Annotated in this window: 18 protein-coding genes; 6 read left to right on the forward strand and 12 right to left on the reverse strand. The window is 40.1% G+C overall.

The window, feature by feature from the left end:
- The 5 genes from DYADSP32_RS13510 (at nucleotide 1) to DYADSP32_RS13530 (ending at nucleotide 7,688) form a co-directional block, all read left to right on the forward strand.
- A complete protein-coding gene (locus tag DYADSP32_RS13510; RefSeq protein ID WP_149242242.1) occupies nucleotides 1–783 on the forward strand; it encodes a hypothetical protein in 783 nt (260 codons plus the stop codon).
- 198 nt (nucleotides 784–981) lie between these two features.
- Entirely contained in the window at nucleotides 982–3,729 is a 2,748-nt protein-coding gene (gene mobF / locus DYADSP32_RS13515) for a MobF family relaxase (protein WP_414617744.1), read from the forward strand.
- Entirely contained in the window at nucleotides 3,713–4,108 is a 396-nt protein-coding gene (locus DYADSP32_RS13520; protein ID WP_149242241.1) for a hypothetical protein, read from the forward strand. The genes mobF and DYADSP32_RS13520 overlap by 17 nt, the downstream gene beginning before the upstream one ends.
- Before the next feature lie 332 nt (nucleotides 4,109–4,440).
- Complete coding sequence (locus DYADSP32_RS13525; protein WP_149242240.1) at nucleotides 4,441–4,983, forward strand: hypothetical protein; 543 nt, start codon at nucleotides 4,441–4,443, stop codon at nucleotides 4,981–4,983.
- Nucleotides 4,984–4,985: 2 nt separating this feature from the next.
- The gene (locus DYADSP32_RS13530; RefSeq protein ID WP_149242239.1) at nucleotides 4,986–7,688 is read left to right on the forward strand and encodes a hypothetical protein; all 2,703 of its coding nucleotides are present in this window, start codon (nucleotides 4,986–4,988) and stop codon (nucleotides 7,686–7,688) included.
- Nucleotides 7,689–7,814: 126 nt separating this feature from the next.
- On the opposite strand, the gene DYADSP32_RS13535 is transcribed toward DYADSP32_RS13530, so the two are convergent.
- The 9 genes from DYADSP32_RS13535 to tyrS all read right to left on the reverse strand — a co-directional run bounded on the left by DYADSP32_RS13535 (nucleotide 7,815) and on the right by tyrS (nucleotide 15,949).
- Nucleotides 7,815–8,021, reverse strand: a complete 207-nt coding sequence (locus tag DYADSP32_RS13535) for a hypothetical protein (protein ID WP_149242238.1) — start codon at nucleotides 8,019–8,021, stop codon at nucleotides 7,815–7,817.
- A 229-nt stretch (nucleotides 8,022–8,250) separates the two neighbouring features.
- Nucleotides 8,251–9,087, reverse strand: coding sequence for a zincin-like metallopeptidase domain-containing protein (locus DYADSP32_RS13540; protein ID WP_149242237.1), 837 nt, complete (start codon nucleotides 9,085–9,087; stop codon nucleotides 8,251–8,253).
- Nucleotides 9,088–9,383: 296 nt separating this feature from the next.
- The gene (locus DYADSP32_RS13545) at nucleotides 9,384–10,316 is read right to left on the reverse strand and encodes a toprim domain-containing protein (RefSeq protein WP_149242236.1); all 933 of its coding nucleotides are present in this window, start codon (nucleotides 10,314–10,316) and stop codon (nucleotides 9,384–9,386) included.
- Between the two features lie 51 nt (nucleotides 10,317–10,367).
- Nucleotides 10,368–10,562 (reverse strand): helix-turn-helix domain-containing protein, encoded by a 195-nt coding sequence (locus DYADSP32_RS13550; RefSeq protein WP_149242235.1) that lies wholly within the window; start codon nucleotides 10,560–10,562, stop codon nucleotides 10,368–10,370.
- A 186-nt stretch (nucleotides 10,563–10,748) separates the two neighbouring features.
- Nucleotides 10,749–11,735 carry a hypothetical protein gene (locus DYADSP32_RS13555; protein ID WP_414617745.1) on the reverse strand — a complete coding sequence of 329 codons (987 nt, stop codon included), beginning with the start codon at nucleotides 11,733–11,735 and terminating at the stop codon, nucleotides 10,749–10,751.
- A gap of 46 nt (nucleotides 11,736–11,781) precedes the next feature.
- The gene (locus tag DYADSP32_RS13560) at nucleotides 11,782–12,894 is read right to left on the reverse strand and encodes an aldehyde dehydrogenase family protein (protein ID WP_414617746.1); all 1,113 of its coding nucleotides are present in this window, start codon (nucleotides 12,892–12,894) and stop codon (nucleotides 11,782–11,784) included.
- Nucleotides 12,881–13,699, reverse strand: a complete 819-nt coding sequence (locus tag DYADSP32_RS13565) for a hypothetical protein (RefSeq protein WP_149242232.1) — start codon at nucleotides 13,697–13,699, stop codon at nucleotides 12,881–12,883. Before DYADSP32_RS13565 ends, DYADSP32_RS13560 begins: the two co-directional genes overlap by 14 nt.
- The gene (locus DYADSP32_RS13570) at nucleotides 13,696–14,712 is read right to left on the reverse strand and encodes a hypothetical protein (protein WP_149242231.1); all 1,017 of its coding nucleotides are present in this window, start codon (nucleotides 14,710–14,712) and stop codon (nucleotides 13,696–13,698) included. The genes DYADSP32_RS13565 and DYADSP32_RS13570 overlap by 4 nt, the downstream gene beginning before the upstream one ends.
- Nucleotides 14,702–15,949, reverse strand: coding sequence for a tyrosine--tRNA ligase (gene tyrS, locus DYADSP32_RS13575; RefSeq protein ID WP_414617747.1), 1,248 nt, complete (start codon nucleotides 15,947–15,949; stop codon nucleotides 14,702–14,704). Before tyrS ends, DYADSP32_RS13570 begins: the two co-directional genes overlap by 11 nt.
- A gap of 731 nt (nucleotides 15,950–16,680) precedes the next feature.
- On the opposite strand from tyrS, the gene DYADSP32_RS13580 reads away from it, so the two are divergent.
- Nucleotides 16,681–17,667, forward strand: coding sequence for a hypothetical protein (locus tag DYADSP32_RS13580; RefSeq protein ID WP_149242229.1), 987 nt, complete (start codon nucleotides 16,681–16,683; stop codon nucleotides 17,665–17,667).
- 107 nt (nucleotides 17,668–17,774) lie between these two features.
- Here the strand turns inward: DYADSP32_RS13580 and DYADSP32_RS13585 are convergent, their stop codons facing one another.
- From DYADSP32_RS13585 to DYADSP32_RS13595, 3 genes are read right to left on the reverse strand one after another with little or no spacing between them, the layout of a single operon-like run.
- Nucleotides 17,775–18,293, reverse strand: coding sequence for a hypothetical protein (locus DYADSP32_RS13585; RefSeq protein WP_149242228.1), 519 nt, complete (start codon nucleotides 18,291–18,293; stop codon nucleotides 17,775–17,777).
- A gap of 33 nt (nucleotides 18,294–18,326) precedes the next feature.
- On the reverse strand, nucleotides 18,327–19,661 hold the full coding sequence (locus DYADSP32_RS13590) for a radical SAM protein (RefSeq protein WP_414617748.1): 1,335 nt from the start codon (nucleotides 19,659–19,661) through the stop codon (nucleotides 18,327–18,329).
- Complete coding sequence (locus DYADSP32_RS13595; RefSeq protein WP_149242227.1) at nucleotides 19,609–19,794, reverse strand: hypothetical protein; 186 nt, start codon at nucleotides 19,792–19,794, stop codon at nucleotides 19,609–19,611. Before DYADSP32_RS13595 ends, DYADSP32_RS13590 begins: the two co-directional genes overlap by 53 nt.
- Nucleotides 19,795–19,922: the final 128 nt, after the last annotated feature.

Consider the following 19,922-nt stretch of genomic DNA (forward strand, 5'->3'; position numbering starts at 1 on the left):
ATGAAAAAGAACTTGTACTACCGGTCTGTATTAAGACGTCGCAATGTCATTAAGGAATTCATTTTCGATTATTTCCTAGCGGCTTGTTCCAAACCCAGGCTGTTATTAGAGGTTTTTATTCGAAGGAATCTTGGAGAACGCTATTTCTCATTATCAACAGCAGTCTTAATGAGTGTCGTCTTGGCGATTATACCAATGGGAACAACTCTTGGGTTACGAGCGCTTGCCAGATTCGGGTATGGACGCCCGTTTGAAATTTTAGACTTCCTGAAGCATGAGCTAACTTGGTACATGTTTATTGCGGGGTTTATAGCAATGTGCATTGACCGGCAAATTGAAATTAAAAGCGAACCTTCCGTATTTGATTTTGGCCGATACAGTTTGTCGTCAGGTGATATCCTTCCTATGTTTTTAAATTATCAGCCTTTTCTCAAACCCTTAAGCATTCGTACCATTGAGACAATAGTTGAACCCGGGTTTTTCTTTTTAATTGGACTGGGATTATGGTTGTTTCAACAGCATATCGGACCGCTTATTGTTTTATGCAGCATATTTTATTCATTAGGATATTTCGCTGCATACTATCGTGGGGACAATTTTGTGATGGATCAAATTGACGAAATGATCTTTAATGAAGAGCTCACATCAGCGTTTATTGAAGGTCGAAATCCAAGTGAGACTAGAGGTGTCAAATATTACGGGCGTAAGCCTATCGACCCTGAAATGCGCCGCCGAATGGCCGAAAACTTTGTCGTTGAAGACAACATTGTGATCGCTCTGTGACCTTTAAGCAGTGCTTAGGGAAGATGTCTGATGCTTTTATATTAACGGAAATGGCAGGATCAAGAGGAGCCGATTTATCTTCTTCAAAGCAGTGCTGATTAACCGTGATGTTTAACGCTGATATTTATTGGTGATGGTTTCTGATTAAGCAGAACAGAAACATCATCGGCATTTTCAAATCCAATGTAAACTCATCCCATGATACGGATGATCCAAAGCAGCTCCGCTGCCCATGCAAAAGATTATTTCTCGGAATCCCTCTCCCGGTCTGATTACTATATCAATGACCAGGAGCTGAACGGTCATATCCAGGGCAAGCTCGCAGAGCGCCTTGGATTAACAGGTATTGCCACAAAGGAAACATTTTTTGCTCTGTGCGAAAATATCGATCCGGTGACTGGTAAGCCACTGACTCCGCGAACGAAGGACGAGCGGACAGTTGGCTATGATATTAACTTCCACTGTCCGAAATCAGTTTCAATCCTGCATGCGCTGTCCAGTGACGATCATTTGCTGAAAGCCTTCGAAGACAGTGTCCGGGCAACCATGCAGGATATTGAAAGCGATATTAAAACCAGGGTCAGAAAGAACAGTCAGTATCACGACCGTCCGACTGGTGAGCTGATATGGGCTGATTTTGTCCATCAGACTGCCCGTCCCGTTGAAGGCCACCTGCCCGATCCGCATCTTCATGCACACTGCTTTGCTTTCAATGCCACCTGGGATGAACAGGAAAATGCAATCAAGGCCTGCCAGTTTCGGGATGTTAAACGCGACATGCCCTATTATCAAGCCAGGTTCCACAAAAGATTATCGGATAATCTGATCGACCTTGGCTATCAGGTACGACGTACTGATAAATCTTTTGAAGTTGAAAATGTCCCGGTGCCCGTCATTGATCTGTTTTCAAAACGAACGGATGAGATCGGGCAGCTGGCAAAAGAAAAAGGGATCACTGACGCCAAAGAGCTTGATGCTTTGGGTGCCCGGACACGGGCCAAAAAGCAAAAGGGTGTCAGCATGGATGAGCTGAAAGCCGACTGGCGTCGGCAAATCCATGAGCTGGGACAGGATGATCAGGGGAAAAGGCCTATCCGTAATGCTCCTGAACTGCCCAGGGAGCTGCTGCATGCAAAAGACTGTGTCGATCATGCCGTGCAGCATAGCTTCGAACGTGCTTCTGTGGTGCGCGACCGGCGTCTGCTGGCAAGCGCCTATCGCCATGCAATAGGCGATAAAGCGGTGAAGCTGGATGAGATCACCGATGCCATGACACATGACAAGCGGCTGATCCAAATCATGGATCAGGGACAGAACCATATTACCACGAAAGAAGTCCTGGCCCAGGAACAGCACATGGTCAAACTGGCCAGAGCAGGCCAGGGCAAGCTGCGTCCGTTATACACGCAAGTGCCAGATGTGAAGCTGGACGGCCAGCAACGCGAGGCCGTCAGTCATATTCTGACTACCACCAACCGGGTTTCGATTGTCCGTGGTGCAGCGGGATCGGGAAAAACCACTCTCATGCAGGAAGCGGTCAAACATATCGAGGCGTCCGGCAAAACGGTTACGGTCATTGCCCCGACATCGCAAGCCTCACGCGGCGTCTTGAAAGACGAAGGCTTCAAGGACGCGGAAACCGTATCACGGCTGCTTGTAGACAAGAAGATGCAGGAGAAAATTGCGGGTCAAGTTCTCTGGGTGGATGAAGCCGGGCTTTTAGGCACGCAGGATATGACTTCACTGTTAGTGCTGACCAGCAAACAAAACGCTCGCCTAATACTGGGAGGCGACACCCGTCAACACGCAAGCGTTGTCCGGGGTGACGCCTTACGCATCCTCAATACGGTTGGGGAAATTAAGACCTCTGAGGTAAGCCGGATATACCGGCAGCGTCATGACGATTACCGGCATGTTGTTCAAAATCTGTCGAACGGTAACGTTAAGCAAGCTCTGACTGAACTTGATGACATGGGATGGGTGAAAGAAGTTGATCCGCTCAAACCGAATGATCAGCTGGTTGCGGACTTTACCGAAACTATCAAGGCCGGAAAAACAGCCCTCGTCGTATCCCCTACCCATCGGCAGAGCGAAGATGTTACCGAAATCATCCGCGAACAGCTGCGCCAATCCGGTGTACTGGGAAAGCGTGAAATCGTCGCCAAGCGGCTGGTTAATCTGAATTTGACCGAAGCCGAAAAAAGCGACTGGCGCAATATTGAAGCGGGCCATCTGGTTCAGTTCAACCAAAATATGGCCGGAATTAACCGTGGCAGCCGGTGGACAGTCCAGGAGAGCAACGACCATCACATCCTGATCCGGGGAAATGAGGACTATGACGTAATGACGCTGCCGACCGAAAAAAGTGAACATTACGATATTTACCGGGAAAAAGATCTGGCGCTTTCACAAGGTGACATCGTCCGCGTGACCCGAAACGGTTTCGATAGACAAGAAAAACGTTTGAACAATGGTCAGATGTTGCAAGTGGCCTCGGTCAGAAAAAATGGCGATGTCGAGCTTTTAAATACGACGAGCAAAGCAAAGTACAAACTTGATAAAAACTTTGGACATCTGACTCACGCTTATTGTATTACCAGTCACGCTTCCCAGGGTAAAACCGTGGATGAAGTGTTTATTTCACAACCGGCCAGCACCTTTCCGGCAACGGATGCCAAGCAGCTTTATGTGTCCGTATCGCGTGGACGCGACCGGGCACATCTTTATACCGACGACAAAAAGGAACTTCTGGCGTACGCGTCGCGCCTGGGCGACCGCCAGTCTGCTTTGGAGCTTTTGCAAAAGCGTCGTCAGATGGAAGACGTGGTCGCGGAGCGCACCCGGCAGGAAATGCAAAAGGGTAAACCAGCAAGAACCAAGGCATCTGTCGATATCTACAAACCCATTACTTTAAACAGAGACAAAGATTATGAGCCAGGATCTTAAGTTACGCTTTGACCAGATGCGCAATAACAACCCGGCAAAGCCGGTGGTGGAAAAACCAGCGGAGCCAGAGGAAGGCAATCGGTTGTCACATGCCTATGGCAACATCCGCAATCTGCGCCTGGTATGGCCGGATGGTCACCAGTCATTCTTTAACTATGCTTATTTGATACGTGCGGATTTTTCACCCGGGGATGATCTGAACATTATTCATCTGGGATTTTCGGGACAGGACATCAAAATCAAAGGCTATGGTTTGGAAGAGCTGTTCGAAAAATTGGTTGATCATTTGCCACGAACCATTGCAGCTATTGATCCAAGGTATATTCCGGTAGAACCCGTTAATGAGATTATAGTAACTGATATCGTTATTCAAGAATAAGATGCATTACACCAGTCATTGTCTCAAAACAATTGCGAAAACACTATCAAGTAGCCATGAGACATCCCGAATGTCTGATCCTTTGCCCAAAAATCGGCGCTTGCATATTAATCATCTACCGTTAAATAAATTTAATCTCACGGATAACAATTAATTCGATCATATTGCTATTTTAGTATAAAAACTACGCATCTTAAAAATCGAGGCCACCAAAAGGTGCTGCGCAGGACACATATAATTTATTTTGGATCATTAGTGGGTTGGATAACGACAAAAACACTGGATGCTAATTTATTCACCTTTCCTAACTTTATATATTAACTTAAAATCAAATGAAAAAAACTATCTCAATAATCGCAATTTTTATCTCCTGCATAGCAATAATGGCATTCACCAGTCTCGACAAAACTTCCGAAGGAGCAATTGGCGATGTTAAGTACTCAGTACTCCCGCCGGATAAATTTCAAGAAGAAAATGGATCGGGATGGGTACTAATGGATGAAAGAATTCCCTTAAAAAATTCGGCATTAAAAACAAAACATGGAATTACTGAATTGCCTGATGCACGCGGTTTGTTTATTAGAACTTTGAACTCGAACAGAGCTGACGGTAAAGGTGACACTTTCCAGCAAGAAAATGGTAGAGAACGACTTATGGGTGAGTATCAAGGTGACCAATTCTCCAAACATAACCACCCAATGAATTACGAACTTGGTAGGTCGGATACTTGGGGAGGTGGTTGGGGAAGTGGTGCTGGTGGACAAACCGCTGTTAATTCTCCTGGTACGACCAAACATGTTAACAACGAAGTTGGAGGTGCTGAAAATAGACCGAAAAGCATCGCATTGTACACCTACGTAAAAATAAACGAGTAACCATGAAAAAAAAATTTATACTAGGACTTCTATTACTTAGTAGATTTTCTGCCGCCCAAAACGCGGTTCAAAACTATCTAGTATATGACATCAAAAACTCATCTTGCGAGATTATAAATTCCGTAAATACGCAGTTGAACTCATCAAATAATTCAGACAGATTCAAAAGTCTGATAAAAACTGAGCAAGCAAAAAACAAACTAGAATCCAAAAATGATGTTGAGACTTTCGTCAATGACTTTAACAATTCATTGAGCAAGACTAAAAAGCAATATGAATCACAAGAATTTTTATGGAGAACTGGAAAGGAGATTAGTAAGTATGGGTTAAGTGTTCTTGGAAACTACGCACAAGCTCTTCCGACAAAGCACATTACCAATTTTCTTACTCCAGCAATTCAACAAGGCTATGAGCTTTATGTGGACAATGAGATTCATCAGGGAATCAACAATCATAAGGATCAAATAGATAAAATTATTTCAGACAGAGTTAATCTATTGTATTCAAACGGAATAAATGTTAGTCAGGCTACGGACGAAAGCACTTTTAATGCAATGTTCGCACTTGCTCACGCTGATATCCCTGCGCTAGATAGAGAACAATACGGAATTTTTAATAAAGAACTGACAAAAATAGCATATAATTATATCGAAAAAAATAGAAAAGATATCAAGTTACTGGATCTAAAAATATTGAACCAGTACGAATTAGTGAAACAAGAAGTAAATACAAAGTTAGACATCTATCAGAAAAAAATCACACGTGAGGTTGATGATAATTTCAAAGAACTAGGGAATTCGATATCATCCCTATTAAAAAATCAAGAGCAAGTATTTGAAACATTAGACGATATAAAAAATCGAGTAGTCACTAATGAAAAAAAAATCAAAGTACTAGAATCAGAAATGTATCTTGTTAGAAATGATCTCAATCTTTTGAAATCCAAGCAGGAAGAACACGGTACCCTTTTAGCGCAAAATTCCTTTCAAATTGATATACTAAGCGGATACACTTTTCAAAATCTAAATACTGGTCAAAAATTAAATTCGCTAAAAAACGGACATTTTAACAACATATTCAAGGAATCAGAAAAGACTAAACTGATCAGCGAATTAGAGAAGATTCAGACAAAAGAAACAATTATTAGCGTCTCTAACACGGTTCAGAATTATGCGAACGTTGGCTTTGAAGTTCTATCAAGCTCCGGCATATTGAAGGGAAAAGACGCAAAAAATGTAGCAAAATTTGTTCATGGTTTATCCATTGTAACTGGTATTGCGCGGGTTTATGCCGGTGACTTTTCGGGATTTGCGAGCATTATATCTGGAATCGGAGGTCTTTTTTCTAAACCCACACCTAGCCCAGAAATGCAAATGTTAAGTCAAATTTACGATGTGATGAATCAAAGGTTTGATAGAGTAGATAGCCATCTAAATAGGATCGAAACCAAGATAGATACTCTAGCGAATGTTGTTTTCAGGATGTATAAGACGATGGTTTTATCCTTTCAATATACCGGAAACCAGATTGAAAGACTAAATTGGAAAGTGAATAATTTGAACACTAAGGCAACGGCCCTATTATATAAGGATTACCAAGCGTGTAAAACATTAGATGATATCTGGGTAAAAAGAAAAATAGAATTTGATAAGTATTCTGATTTAGAGACTAATTACAACGCAACTTGCCAAAAATGCTTGGAGGGCTTAAATGATTTCACGATTGGAAAAGATCTATCATATTTTTTCGTAAAATCCAATCAACAACTCAAAGATGAAAGCTTTGTTCAAGTTGAGGTAATGGACATTTATAATCCAACTAGAGATTTGTTTAAGAAATTTTATTCTGACATTTTATCACATTCGCTCTATGCACTTATGTTTCCGTTCTCAGGCACCAAAGATTCCAATAAGCCATTGTATGCAATTAGTAATATGATTGATTTAAATCCAATTGAAGTAAATAATGCATTGGATGAATATTACAGTTATGAAATGCTTAAAGAATTTAGTGAAATGCTGCTAACCTTTGGACGTTACTTTGAAACAGCTGGAAGCAATAGTAATTTTAAGCCACTTTCTCTTGACGAATATTTAATAAGCAATTCGGTTAACGGGGTCAATCAAGATTTGTTGGAATCCCGACTTCTGAAACTACTTAGTATTATCCAATATTCTATAAGCCAGCAATCGCTAATGGGTGGAAACTTGATGCTAGATCCAATTTACTCTAGTTTGTTTAATTACTCGTCAAAAATAGATGAGATCGACTTATCTATCTCAGTTCTTAACAACAATAAATTATTATCCTCTAATTTTGCCACATATTTGATCAATAAAAATGTAGATTTTAGTGATACGATAAAAGTGAAAGGATTATTTGAAGGAGCTTCTCTGGACCAGAATAAGCTTAATGACTTAAATTCTTTGATACGTGTGAATGACTTTAAATTTATTTTGAACCCATCCGATGGAAAACTTTATCTGAGTTTTGATCGAAGAGAGCAAAAAATTAGAATACTTTGTCCAGATATTACTAGGGTAATTGATAATAAGATGATTAACTCAGAAGCAGTATATTTTCTTTTGGATTGCAGAGAGAAAATTAATTCCAAATTAATCGATTTAACATTTTCCAGGAATCTACCGTCAAATGCTAACACATTTGATCAATTTAAATTTCACTATCTCCCTACCATTAAATAATTCAACAGATTAGCTGCAAGATTGCCAAGTAGTTATCTATTACTCACATTTACTGAAAGAAGATTTACCTGGATCGAGAAGCAGTAAGGGCGTAAGCTGGGCAGAGCAATCTGCCCAGCTTACTTGTTAATCTTTTGGCTTATACTTACGGATGACCAACGGGATTTGCTGGCCCATGATATTCAGTGAGACGGTCATACCGTCATTATCGACGTGAATCCAAGCAGCACCCGCTTTGTTCCAGTCTTTTTTGTCAGTTCCTGGCTTGTCTGTCAGGAAGTATACTGTATGTGTCGGGTATTTCTTTTCGTTTTGGGTTTCGGTTGTCATCAATAAATCTCCTTTGTTTGGTTGTTGATGATGTAAGCAAAAATAGCGGATAAGGAGGTGACAGCTCCCCGTAGCGAAGCGGAGTCGAAGATGATTTTTATGCAGTAAAAATCAGGGATAAGCGCCAGCACGTACGTTCCGCTATGCTGACAGCATATATCGACAGACCTAATAAAGCAGATTTGATCTCAACGAAATCAATTGTCGAAAGATTTACGAACATGCTTCTCTCCTATGAAGGTTGAAGGGAACGGACGAATTCAACGGCTTTTTGAGCATGGGATGCTGCTGAAAAGATCAAACGTTTGTCGTCTTTCAGTGCTTTGAGCCAATGCTGAATATAAGCTGCATGTCTCTCTTCCGGCATCGGTTCAAAACCAAGATACGCTGCCAGAAAGCAGGCTCCGATTTCTGCAACCAGTTCTTCTTTGGCATATCCTTCATCCCCAAATTGCTTACGGCCGAGATCACGGTTCAATCTCGTTGGATGTTTTGTCCAGTGGGTAACTTCATGCGCTAAAATCGCGTAGTAATCTTCAATCGTATTGAAGCTTTCAACCGGTGGCATTTGAATACGGTCAGACAATTGCGAATAGGATGCTTCACGCCCTGTATAAATGTCAGCTTTGGTATTGGCAAAGAACTCTTCCAGTTCAGCGATACGCTGCGGACGATTATCCTGTTTTGGTTCGGGTGCCGCATAGAACTGATCAGGTAAGCCATTTATTTGTGACGCATTGAAAACAGTGTAAGTTTTTAAGAAGGGAATTTTTCTGGTTTCTGTTTGACCGTTCTTACCTTCTTCTTCTCTGATTAAGTGATCGGCATAGACGATCTGGGTTCCCTTCTCACCTTTTATGACTGCACCTTTCATCTCCAGGGCCTGGTTGAATGTCATCCAGTGCGACAACGGATAGTTCTTCTCAGCGGCGGTTGCCCAGAGCAGAATGGTGTTGATGCCGGTGTACGGAATGTTATTCCAGCGAAGAGGCAGATTGACTGTTGCAGACATGTTCTGTGAATTCCAGGGCTGACGCCATGTCAAATTTCCTCGTTCAAGATCAGCCATGATTTTGTTGGTCACACGTGCGTAAATGTCAGTTTGGGTTTGAGGTTCCTGGATCAAGTCTTGCTCCTTTCAATGTTTCAAAATGGTCGATTGAGAATTTGAAATTTTCTATTCTCCTCCCGTGTCAGGGTTCGGAGATGGAATAATCCGGTGTGCAAGCGAACCGACGGCAAGAATTTTGGTTGGGCGGGGAATGGCGAAGCCAGGCGAAAATTCTTGTTGGTGCAGTGAGTGCCACCGGATATCATCACCGACTTAAACCCTGATACCGGAGAGAATGAATAATGGTGCTAAGCTCACCGGTTTGATAAATGATCTTTGACGGGAGCTGGATTTGATGCCACGTGCCATTCATTAACATCCTTGTGAGGCGCATAAAGATTGTTCATGCGGATATGCTGGAGATCGTGCTGGGTCTTCAAAAACTCAGACAGCAAGCGAGATACATTTGCCCCGGCTTTGTCATTGTCCATCCAGCTATAAGCAACGCGATATCCGTAATTGCGGATGTATGGATAGGCTTTGGGAAGGCAGGCAATGGAATTGAGGATAATGCTGTCACCGTCAAGGTAGTCCTTACCAAGCCGACTGACGGCGGAGAGATAGTCCATAAAACCCTCAAACACATGTATATGCTGTGATGGTGGATTATCACTCCGCACAAAACTGATGGTTTTCGGTTTGGTACTGCCTTTAAAGAATGGATTGCGTAATTCATATCCACCCTCTTCATTCTTGAAACCAAGGGCAAAGAAGCTTTTGCCGGACAATTTGTTTTCAACCAGGACTTCTTGCAGATGCTCTTTGGCCAGAGTGAGGGCAATATTTCTTTGTCCTAGATACCGGATCAGCGCCAAATGTTCGATGTGCTTGGCTGATTTGACTACAAGTGGTGGATCGTTGATTTCATGCTTATCCATAAATTGGACTGGCGGAATGATGATATCATTTGTCGCCATATTTCTGATCCAGCGTAATGCATCTGGCGTTGTCCAGTCTTCCTTGCTGGCTTTTAAATAGAGGCGTACAAAATCAATCAGGTCGCCGCCAGCAGCTTCACCGTAATCGTACCAGCGGTTTGTTTTGAGATAGACCCAGAAACTGGGTGTTCTTTCGTTGCGTAACGGTGAGAGGTATAAGGCCTTATCTCCACTGATCCGTCTTGGATGCCTGTCGAGTTTGGCCAGAATTTCGGGCATAGGAATAGCTTTGGCATGATCAATGTTCATGTCAGTCTCCGTATAAAAGCTAGGAATTGGCTGGTCGGAAGTTGGTAACGATTACCGGATCAGGCGTTCTTCAAGAAATTTGTCGAGATCGGAACGGCGGTAACGAACGGCTCGTCCAACTTTGATCGGTTTGAGATTGTAGCGTTTGGTGCAATCCCAAACGGCAAGCGTACCTGGTGAAACGGATAGATAGCGGGCGGCGGTTTTACGGTCGAGCAGCGGTTCTTGGTTTAAATCCTTTTGCATGATGATCTCCCTGTGAGCATTACTCCCATCTGTTGAACATACTTAATAGGAATATATTCATGATATAAGGAATTAATGCCTATGGTCAAGCAGAATCGGATGACGTTAATAACAAATAATGTCACTGATATCCCGTGAATGTTTGTTAAACAGTTCTCAAAAAAAAGAATTACGAACAATCAACTTTCAAAGCAGCGCAAAAAGGGCATTAATACAGTGTTTGACATCGAACAACTCTTCAGCGATTCCACGGTAATATGCCATAGAATGATTCATTCCTCTATCGATGTCCTCTTCAACCGTAATCCTAGCATCCTTTTGATTGGAACCAGTGAAATTCCTTTCGAACAAAAAACTAACGTTACTTGTATCAACTAATCCACCGTACTCGACACCGGCTGCAATAGTGACTTTTCCAGAAGCCATCCCTTCCATAACACCTCTACCGTTTGAAACGATCACATCGAAATCTTTGGTAAAATCATGAATTCGCCAACAGGGACAATGTTCATGGAAAGCAACCCCTTCGCAAAAAGCATTTTTCATCAACCGATAATTGACGCCGTCACCCAACACGCTAATTTCAAATCCCCTTTTAATAAGCCTTTCCACTATCGGAATATAGATACTCCCTTTGTGTTTATCCATACGCGAATAAATCAAGACTTTTCTGTTTCTTCGAGCGGCACAAACCGGTTTAAATCGCTCTAAATCTATTCCTTGCGTAATTACGACAACCTTGTTCTCATTCACGTAAGCGCCCTGAATTTTGCGTGCGTGTTTTGTCATGCACATGATTATTTTACAACGCCTGTAAAACAAAGGGGAATGTTGATGTAAATGATTATGAACGATTCCTACGACAAGGCCTTTAAGATACACGTCAAGTAAAATATTTGAAGATGTACCATCTATCAAAATGAGATCTGAACTAACGATTTCTTTATATAGATATCGGGTTACAGATATACCCAATTCTAAAAAAATGTTTGCAAGAGGGAAGCTATTCAAATCATCTACTAAAATATCAATTGTTACACCTTGATTTTGCATACCAACAACCAAATCGTAGATGAAACTATGTTGACCAAATGTTTTATAAACTCCCCGATCAAAGAAATCACCCTGATAGAGAGGATTTCCCATAGCTCCAATAATGTAAGTGACCTTCATTTAGTATATTGTAAAAATAATACAATTAATCTATCAAGACATTTTGTTAGGATCCTCTCTCGACAACCACAGTTCTAGAAGCTTTCTCTAAAAAATTCAACACTTGACTGAATCCAGACTGTCTATATCCACCCCAGGGCAGAAGCGAATTCTGATATGTTGGATCTTTGTTTACAACAAGTCGACTAATTTGCAGTAAATTAATTATCTTATTTTCTAATAATTCAGGACGCCCAGAAAACAACGTTACCTGGAGGCCATATCTGTAATTTATTCGAAGAAAGCTAATTAGAGTGTCAAAATCACTGTAAGAAATAAAATAAAGAATCTCAGAAGCCGGAGGTTGAGCAAGGAGTTCTCGCACTATTTCATCTGACAAATCTACAACAATGTGATCACCCAATTTAATCCCGTTTTCTAACAACCTGCTCAGTTCCAACGAATGAATGAATACCACGCATGGACTGGTACAAAGTTGGCCTCTGCAAAATTTTTTTGAGCGAATGAGTATATCAGCTACATCATTAATTTTAGACTCTTCCAAATCCTCTATAATAGTTATCTGATTGCCTTCACCTTCGTAAATTAAATCTATGCCTTTGGATATGCAGTTACTATAAATGTCATGACGACTTGATGAACTTCCCTGAAAGTACAAAAGATTAATTTGTTCTGAGCCCACTGTGTCCCAAAGAGAGAATGCGCTATTCTTCATAATAACTGAAAAGTCCCAATTCAAAGATGAAACGATATCTTTCATGATATTTATTAGTAATGTAGCCGTCTTAATGGATTTTCTACTTGGTACTAGTACAAGCCCATTACCCATGGCGCAAAATGAAATAATAAAGATGGGAATTAGCGGAATCACCGAATTTCCTGGTGAGCAAATAAGTACCTTACCCCAGGGTGCCCTTGCGATCTTTGTATCACCCCATTGATCATAAAATCGTTCTTTCTTGCGCCACTCGAGGGACATCTTCTTTTGAAGAATTTCAAAGCCGTCCAAAAATGCAAGCAGGTCATCAAAAAGAAATTCTACATGGACTTCATCATACCCTACTTCGCTTGCATATAATTTTATTAACCTATTCTTTTGGCCAATAAACCTTTCTCTCAAAACTGGTATTTTTCTTAACACATCTTCAAAATTTTCCATGACAAATTTGATGCAATTTTTTAGATACATTTTTTAAGGATTTGACATCTTCATAGCCGAACAAAGGAAGAAGATATTTTTTTAGTACACTCAATAAAATTGGGCTCGATTTCAGCTTTGCCTCGATATTGTCCAAGCTTTCATGAATTGAAATTTTATTACTTGGATCATCCGACGCATGCATTTCAGATAGGGTAACACCAGGAAAAACCTTTAAATAAATATGGTCAACATCTCGACCAGAATATTTATTTATTATTGGTAGACCTAGTTTATAGATCCCTGCTTCATCGTCGCCACATAGAACTAAATCGACACAAAAAAAATCTATATCTGCTATCTGAGTCGCGACATATAATAGATCGCCGAAACTGTAATTTTTCTCTTTATAGTGTCTCAGTGTAAGGCCTGCATAAAGTAGCAACTCAGAGGTAGGCAGATAATTTGAAAATTTAAACACGAGGTTAATATACGGTTGTGTAAAATACACGTCATTCGCACAAATAATGTCTGATTGTTCAAAACCCATGCTAATAAATACACTTTTATAATATTCACTTCGGTTGCGTAAATCATCAAATTTCGTTTTGCTATCATCTAAATATGCATGAAAGTCCCCAATAAAAATTAAAATTTTAGTCCCGCTACTTTTCAAAGATTTCAATATTGCGAGATAGGGCAAATACCCAATATGTATATCACCGGTTGGAGCTACTCCCCAAAATACAGTTCCGTGAGACGATTTCGAAATCTTACTCTCTGCTCCAAAATCGACCAATATCCTTTCTATGCTTTTAAGTTTCATATGCTTGCAGCTTTATCTATGTTGATCCAATTGGTAATACCTTTCGCCATTAAACTTTGTGTTGTTGAGATCCGTTCTCTAAGTTTCAAGTACAGCTCATTCTTAGCGTCTATGGAATGAAAAACTTGATTGTAATAATCAGACTCGAACTGCTTAAAGTCGTAGTATTCTTTAATAGATCCATTTAGTCCTTTAACACTTACAACATCAAACCAAGGGAATACAGAAAACTTAAATGTTTCCAAAAGAGGGTTAGCTAAAAATGTCGCACCTAACGGTGGGATTGACATTTTTTTTATTTTTTTAATTAACGATGTGTCTGTTTCATGAATGGATATTCGACTTCCTGAAGAGCTTAGATTTAAATTCTGTCCTAAAATATCATAAGCAGGTTTGACATACGCGAAGCTCATTTTATTTAATCCGGTTGTGAAATTTCTTTCGATTCCGGTTCTCTGAATAAACGAATTAGCAATATCTGGAACCAAGTCATATATTTTCTTTTGAGCATTCTCTGCAAGTACATAGTTTGCATTGACATGAAAAATATCGAGGCATTGCATCAATGCATAAACAGCAACGAATGAGTAAACAGTTTGATTCTTTGCTGAGGATGGCATTGTCTCTCTAACCTTGGAAAGAGAAATATCCCTCATGGAAGAATAGAGTTCTTCCACATAATCTGTCCGAGTTTGAAAAAATGACCCTAAAAGAAAATCAGTATTTTCGAGTTTGCATATTTCTTTGAAGTAAAATTCATAATAGTAGCTTCTAGCCCTATTTTCTTTCCAAGTCATTCCCTTTGTCATAAGCGCGTGCAGGTCAGCTATTATCACATAATGGCGCTTTACGCCTAAACTGATGGCCTCCTTTTGGAGCAAAACCAACGAGTCAAACCCCAAATGTATTGGTGCCACGGGAGCAACTCCCCAAAGAGACTTTCGCGATGTCCAGTCTGAACAAGTACCTGCTAACTCGGTATAATCATTGATATCTGATTTTTCAATTTTCATGTCCTTTTAGTTTAAAATGCGTTCTTTTACCTACTTTAAACAACTTCTCGTCACCACTATTTATCCGTAATTGGGAGTCAACGTCCTGAACCTTCACACCATCAATTTTAACCGCACCCTGTTGAATAAGTCTTCTAATCTCTGATTTTGAGGATGTCGCGTCATATAAATGAATTATATCCAGGATTGAATAAAGACCTTCGGTTAGAGGGAGAGTATCGCAATCAACTGGAAAATCTTTGGCAGAAAATGTTTTTACGAACCAGAGAAATTCTGCGTCTGCGTCAGCAGCACCATGATATTTTTCTACCAATGCCCGCGCAAGCGCGAGCTTAATATCTCTTGGATTATTACCTTTTTGCAGTTCAATTTCGTGACCTTTAATCTCGCTATTTCCTAAATTGGTGTAGACTTCCATCCACTGAATTATCTGAGAGTCTGGCATACTCATAGCCTTACCAAACATACCTCGAGCATCTTCATTTAGTGAGATATAGTTGTTGAGACTCTTACTTTGTTTATTTTTCCCATCCAAACCTGGGGTAATCTTAGTAGTGATAATAATTTGTGAATTCTGACCCATCTTCTCCTGATAGAACTTGCCCATCATTTCATTAAATAACTGATCAGAACCTACGATTGTCAAATCTGATTCTAGCATAAACGAATCATAACCCTGCAAAACAGGATATATTAGTTCATGCATATATATTTCTTTTTTATCTTCGATACGCTGTTGGAACATATCCCTGGAGATAAGTCTAGTATGAGTGACAAGAGATAGTAGATCCAAAAGCTCCGAAGATTTCATTGGATCAAACCATTCAGAATTACGGCGAACTTCAAATAGGTCGGGATTGTCGGTTATCAGTACGGAGGAAACTTGTTTTACGAATTCTAGTCCATTTTTTTCAATAATGTCTCTTGGGATAATTGGTCTTGTATCTGACTTGCCTGTAGGGTCTCCAATTCTTGTGGTAAAATCACCAATCAAAAATTGGACTTTATGACCATGGTCCTGAAGCAATCTCATCATCCAGAGATTTACGGCATGGCCTAAATGTAAGAATGGCGCAGTTACGTCGACGCCATACTTTATTTTAAGCTGTTTTCCCGATCGCAACTTTTCTTGAAAGTCCTTTAGAGAAAAATAATCGCTCGATGTTCTTTCAAATTGCTCGAGGATTTGATTTACCGAGTGCTGATCTGATTTCGTCTTTGTCATACTGATTTCCATATTTAGTTACTTTTTATTTGTGTGCACTTGCAGGTTATCATAATTGTTACTTTACTCGGAAAACATCGTCTTTTCAATCTGTATTGAACTATTGTATTCTACCCATATGTCAATCTCATCGATGTTCGAGATATATCTACTTAACTGGCTAATCGAATTTTGATATTGAATGCCTGATCAAGTGAACAAATTGGAGGATGATGTTTATCTTCCACAAATACAAAGTCACCTCGTAGAAGGATGATCGAATTACCAATACAAAAGTGAAAAAATGATTTTATTTCATATCTCAAGTCAAACGTGCCGCACGTACCGCACGTTTGTCACGAAATTGACATATGAAAAGAGATAAGAATAACCTTCTAATGGTAGCTATCTATTGCAAACCTCATCTGGGATGAAGTTTTGCTGGCTACCGGAGCTAAAAAATATTTGGGGTGAGGTAGAGAATTTTCTTCGTTTTTTTGAAGGCTCCAAGTTGATTAAAAATATTAATTTCGTAAGTTCAAGCAAAGATTCGGAATAGTAGCCCCAACTAACCTTGGTGCATGGAAAAGGCATTTATGGATCATATTGCGCGACGCTAGGATCAGTCACAATCCACAGAATCGTTGATCGAATCACTAGTTTTGCGACTTTCAAAGACTTTTAACGTGGACTTTCTTGCTAAGAAATCCCTACAGTTAACTTATAGAACTTTTTCTACATGTTTTGACGATAATAAAACCTATATGGACCAAATTGTACCTAATTCCACATTCAACAAGTTTTATAGTTTATTGTGCGATCAAATAGATCAGCAATTTTTTACAGGGAACTCACGTCCCACAAAAGGAAAAAGGAAAATGTGGGAGACTGCCAAAGTTCAAATTCAAGGCGACCCACCAAGATCTGTAAGTGTATCCCGTCATTTATTTGGAACTGCGGATGACTATTTTTATCGAAGACACCGAGATTCAATGAATGGCAGGAAGGTTTCCTTGGATTTTGATCCTTTCATTAAAGCCTTAGAATTCATAAAAATTGAATTACCCGGAACTTTGGCGGATAATAAACATTTAACTAATCAGCAAAAGTGTAATGCGCTTTTAGATCGATTTTGCTTGATTTATCCTTTAGTACAATTCGATCAGACGATCTCCTCTCCCCATTCCCTCATAACCGAAGTCATAAGGAAATTCTATGGTAGTATCTCCATACAGGACCAGGTAATCGATGCTTGGAGGCAATTGAGCCCAGCATACCAAACTAAATGGGGACAAGACTTTTTGAAGTTTAAAAGCGGATACGTGAATTGTAAATCAATACGCAACTTAGCAATTTTCAATTTTGTAGATGTATCAGCTTCCGAAATTGATTGCATGGTTTATTACGACGATGAAATTGAAGCATACTCCTCTCCCGCACTTGCCAGCCTTGATTCGTTGCTAGTTAAAGATGAAGATAGATTCACGAAAATCCTCAGCGAAATGCGATTAAAAGCTGAAAATCTAGGAATATCCGAATTTGAGAACATAGAACTTCACAAATTGTTCGATCCGGTTGCATCAGAATACATTTGGTATAAATGTAATTTTTCCGAAAAAAAACATTATAATTTCTTTCCGACAGCAAAAACCACAATTGTCAAAAGATTATACAAATGCACTTGCAGGCGCGTTGATGGCATTTGGTTAATTGAAAGGTTAGTGAAGCTAACAACTTACTCGGTACGTTGAGAAAGCATCTTCTCTTTAAATGTTTAAATATTTGTCAACGATGAGAATTTGTCATCTGATTATTTATTTACATAACTTGTTAGAATACAGTATGTACTTTGGCTTCTTTAGTGAAGATCAACATTCTCAACTGCAACGCGAGCAAAACAGTTACTTCCCTTCACATGGCGATCAAACCATTCCAGATTTCTGATGATTGTTATCTTATTTTCATAGATGTCCTTTGCTGAAATCTGTATAGTCAATAGACTTAATTCGGCACATGTCAGCTTAATCATGTCGCGCGGCTCTGCTTGATTAAAAACTATTTCAAAAAGACGTAATTGTGTTCCAGGATACAAAACCTTTACAACTCCATCTGCAATTGCGACATTATCGTACAAGGCGATGTCGATAGTAAGCAGATCATTTAATTTCGTATAACTGTGGACATCTTTTATATATTCCACGTTTTCAATGATGAGCGGCCCCACACCATTGTTGCTAACTGCAACGAAAAGGTGACCGTCCATATCACGGAGATCAATTTGACCAAACGGTTTTACCGATTTTTGATTATGAGCACGTTGTAAGTAAGCCTGAAAAAATGTGGCAAGAAGGGCAAGAATTGAAATGGTGATTGCCAAGAAATCCTCCTACAACCAGTAATAATGAACAAATCAAATGATTCCATGCAACTGTAATAAATGCAAGCGTTCCAAGGCATGTAGGTCATAAATACGGGGAATAAACTTGTGATAAATACTACACTGCGGGTCTTTACCACCCACCCTATATACCGGGCAACCGCTTGTGCAGACGGCTCGATATGGACAGGCTTTGCAGTCATTCGATTTTATTTCTTCTAAATGCGGCCCCTGCTCAATCATGGTAACTAAATCCAGGTCATTATTATATATGGAAATATCCTGCTGCACCGAATCACCAAAATGAACATGGCAATAATTAAAAGTTCCGTCAACGTTAATCGCACCGCCAGAAAAGCCGGAAGAGCACGTTTGGAAGCCAAGTTCGCGGGGTTTCAAATCACAAAACTGAAACTTGCCAGAAACTGTCCATCCTTTCTGAACTGCTGCCGCCATCTTATCAAAACAGATACTGAGACTTTGCTCCAGCGCTGCCCCATCTATTTTATCTCCTTTAACGATTGACAACCGAAACGGAATATCGAGACCAATCAAATAATCCGTCAGTGCAGGTAAACCATACAAATTGTTATTTGTTACAACCGTATTGATGGAAACCTGCAAGCCATTTTCAAGTAGCTTACGGATGTTCCTAGCAATGGTGGCAAAAGAGCCGCGACCAGACAGATACGGTCGTGCACGGTTATGATCCTCTTTTAAACCATCGATCGAAACGCTAAAACTTATATGTTCCTTTTTAGCAAAATCAATGATTTCGTCCGTCAACAATGTCAAATTTGTGAGGAAGGATATTTCAAGATTGCATGAACAGTTACCAAGGAGTTGCCTTGCATTCGGAATAAAGTGTTGCCATGACTTGAATTGCGTCAAAGGCTCACCACCAGCTAACCTTAACCTTATCTTCGTAATATTCCGCTTTTCAACAGTTTCAACAAGCTTTTCCAAAAACCGACTCTTGACTTCGTCGGACATACCACCACTGGTATGCAATGTTGAGATATAGCAGTAAGAGCATCCTAAATTGCATGCGTTTGTCGTGTGAATCCAAAAATCAAGCGCAGTTGGAAATTCTGGCTTTCGCACACATGTGAGGTCTTCCCGTTCGAGCAGAATTCCCGATTTGACAAAACTTTCAAAAAGCATTTGTGAGTTTTCAACTGAGATTGCGTGTCGCTCCGCAAATTCGGCCACACTTGTCCCGTCATTTAAAGAACCAAGGAACGCGCGTTGTAGTGCGGTTAGTATTCTTAACGAATCACGTTGCGTACAATTAACAGTGTAATGGTAATCACCATCAATTGGCCTGATAAGAACGCCCGGAGCGATCTTGGGAAACATATCCTTCATGATCATTCGGATTTGTGAAACCGTTGCAATCACAATTCACACTTACAGATTGAATTTTACCGTCAATCAAACCTAATTTGGTCAGCTCCGCAAGGTCATCAAAGAGTATTTGTTCATCATTTTTCGTAGCCATAAAACAATGCGTTTAAGATAAATCCATTCTCAAATAAAATTCTCTCGTTCATTTGAGCGATGTCCTACTTTGTACAAGGCTGTAAAGTTATCAAAATAAATATATGTTATAAGATCTTATAACATAAT

The organism is Dyadobacter sp. 32 (assembly GCF_902506755.1).
In the GTDB taxonomy this organism is placed as follows: Bacteria; Bacteroidota; Bacteroidia; order Cytophagales; family Spirosomataceae; genus Dyadobacter.

Bases quoted from the DNA above. Each gene is read 5' to 3' on its own strand.
- DYADSP32_RS13595 (WP_149242227.1), bottom strand. From the start codon at position 19,794: ATGGCTACGAAAAATGATGAACAAATACTCTTTGATGACCTTGCGGAG.
- tyrS (WP_414617747.1), bottom strand. From the start codon at position 15,949: ATGGAAATCAGTATGACAAAGACGAAATCAGATCAGCACTCGGTAAAT.
- DYADSP32_RS13510 (WP_149242242.1), top strand. From the start codon at position 1: ATGAAAAAGAACTTGTACTACCGGTCTGTATTAAGACGTCGCAATGTC.
- DYADSP32_RS13560 (WP_414617746.1), bottom strand. From the start codon at position 12,894: ATGGAAAATTTTGAAGATGTGTTAAGAAAAATACCAGTTTTGAGAGAA.
- DYADSP32_RS13530 (WP_149242239.1), top strand. From the start codon at position 4,986: ATGAAAAAAAAATTTATACTAGGACTTCTATTACTTAGTAGATTTTCT.
- DYADSP32_RS13580 (WP_149242229.1), top strand. From the start codon at position 16,681: ATGGACCAAATTGTACCTAATTCCACATTCAACAAGTTTTATAGTTTA.
- DYADSP32_RS13590 (WP_414617748.1), bottom strand. From the start codon at position 19,661: ATGAAGGATATGTTTCCCAAGATCGCTCCGGGCGTTCTTATCAGGCCA.
- DYADSP32_RS13570 (WP_149242231.1), bottom strand. From the start codon at position 14,712: ATGAAAATTGAAAAATCAGATATCAATGATTATACCGAGTTAGCAGGT.
- DYADSP32_RS13550 (WP_149242235.1), bottom strand. From the start codon at position 10,562: ATGCAAAAGGATTTAAACCAAGAACCGCTGCTCGACCGTAAAACCGCC.
- DYADSP32_RS13540 (WP_149242237.1), bottom strand. From the start codon at position 9,087: ATGGCTGATCTTGAACGAGGAAATTTGACATGGCGTCAGCCCTGGAAT.
- DYADSP32_RS13565 (WP_149242232.1), bottom strand. From the start codon at position 13,699: ATGAAACTTAAAAGCATAGAAAGGATATTGGTCGATTTTGGAGCAGAG.
- DYADSP32_RS13555 (WP_414617745.1), bottom strand. From the start codon at position 11,735: ATGAAGGTCACTTACATTATTGGAGCTATGGGAAATCCTCTCTATCAG.
- DYADSP32_RS13545 (WP_149242236.1), bottom strand. From the start codon at position 10,316: ATGAACATTGATCATGCCAAAGCTATTCCTATGCCCGAAATTCTGGCC.
- DYADSP32_RS13525 (WP_149242240.1), top strand. From the start codon at position 4,441: ATGAAAAAAACTATCTCAATAATCGCAATTTTTATCTCCTGCATAGCA.
- mobF (WP_414617744.1), top strand. From the start codon at position 982: ATGATACGGATGATCCAAAGCAGCTCCGCTGCCCATGCAAAAGATTAT.
- DYADSP32_RS13520 (WP_149242241.1), top strand. From the start codon at position 3,713: ATGAGCCAGGATCTTAAGTTACGCTTTGACCAGATGCGCAATAACAAC.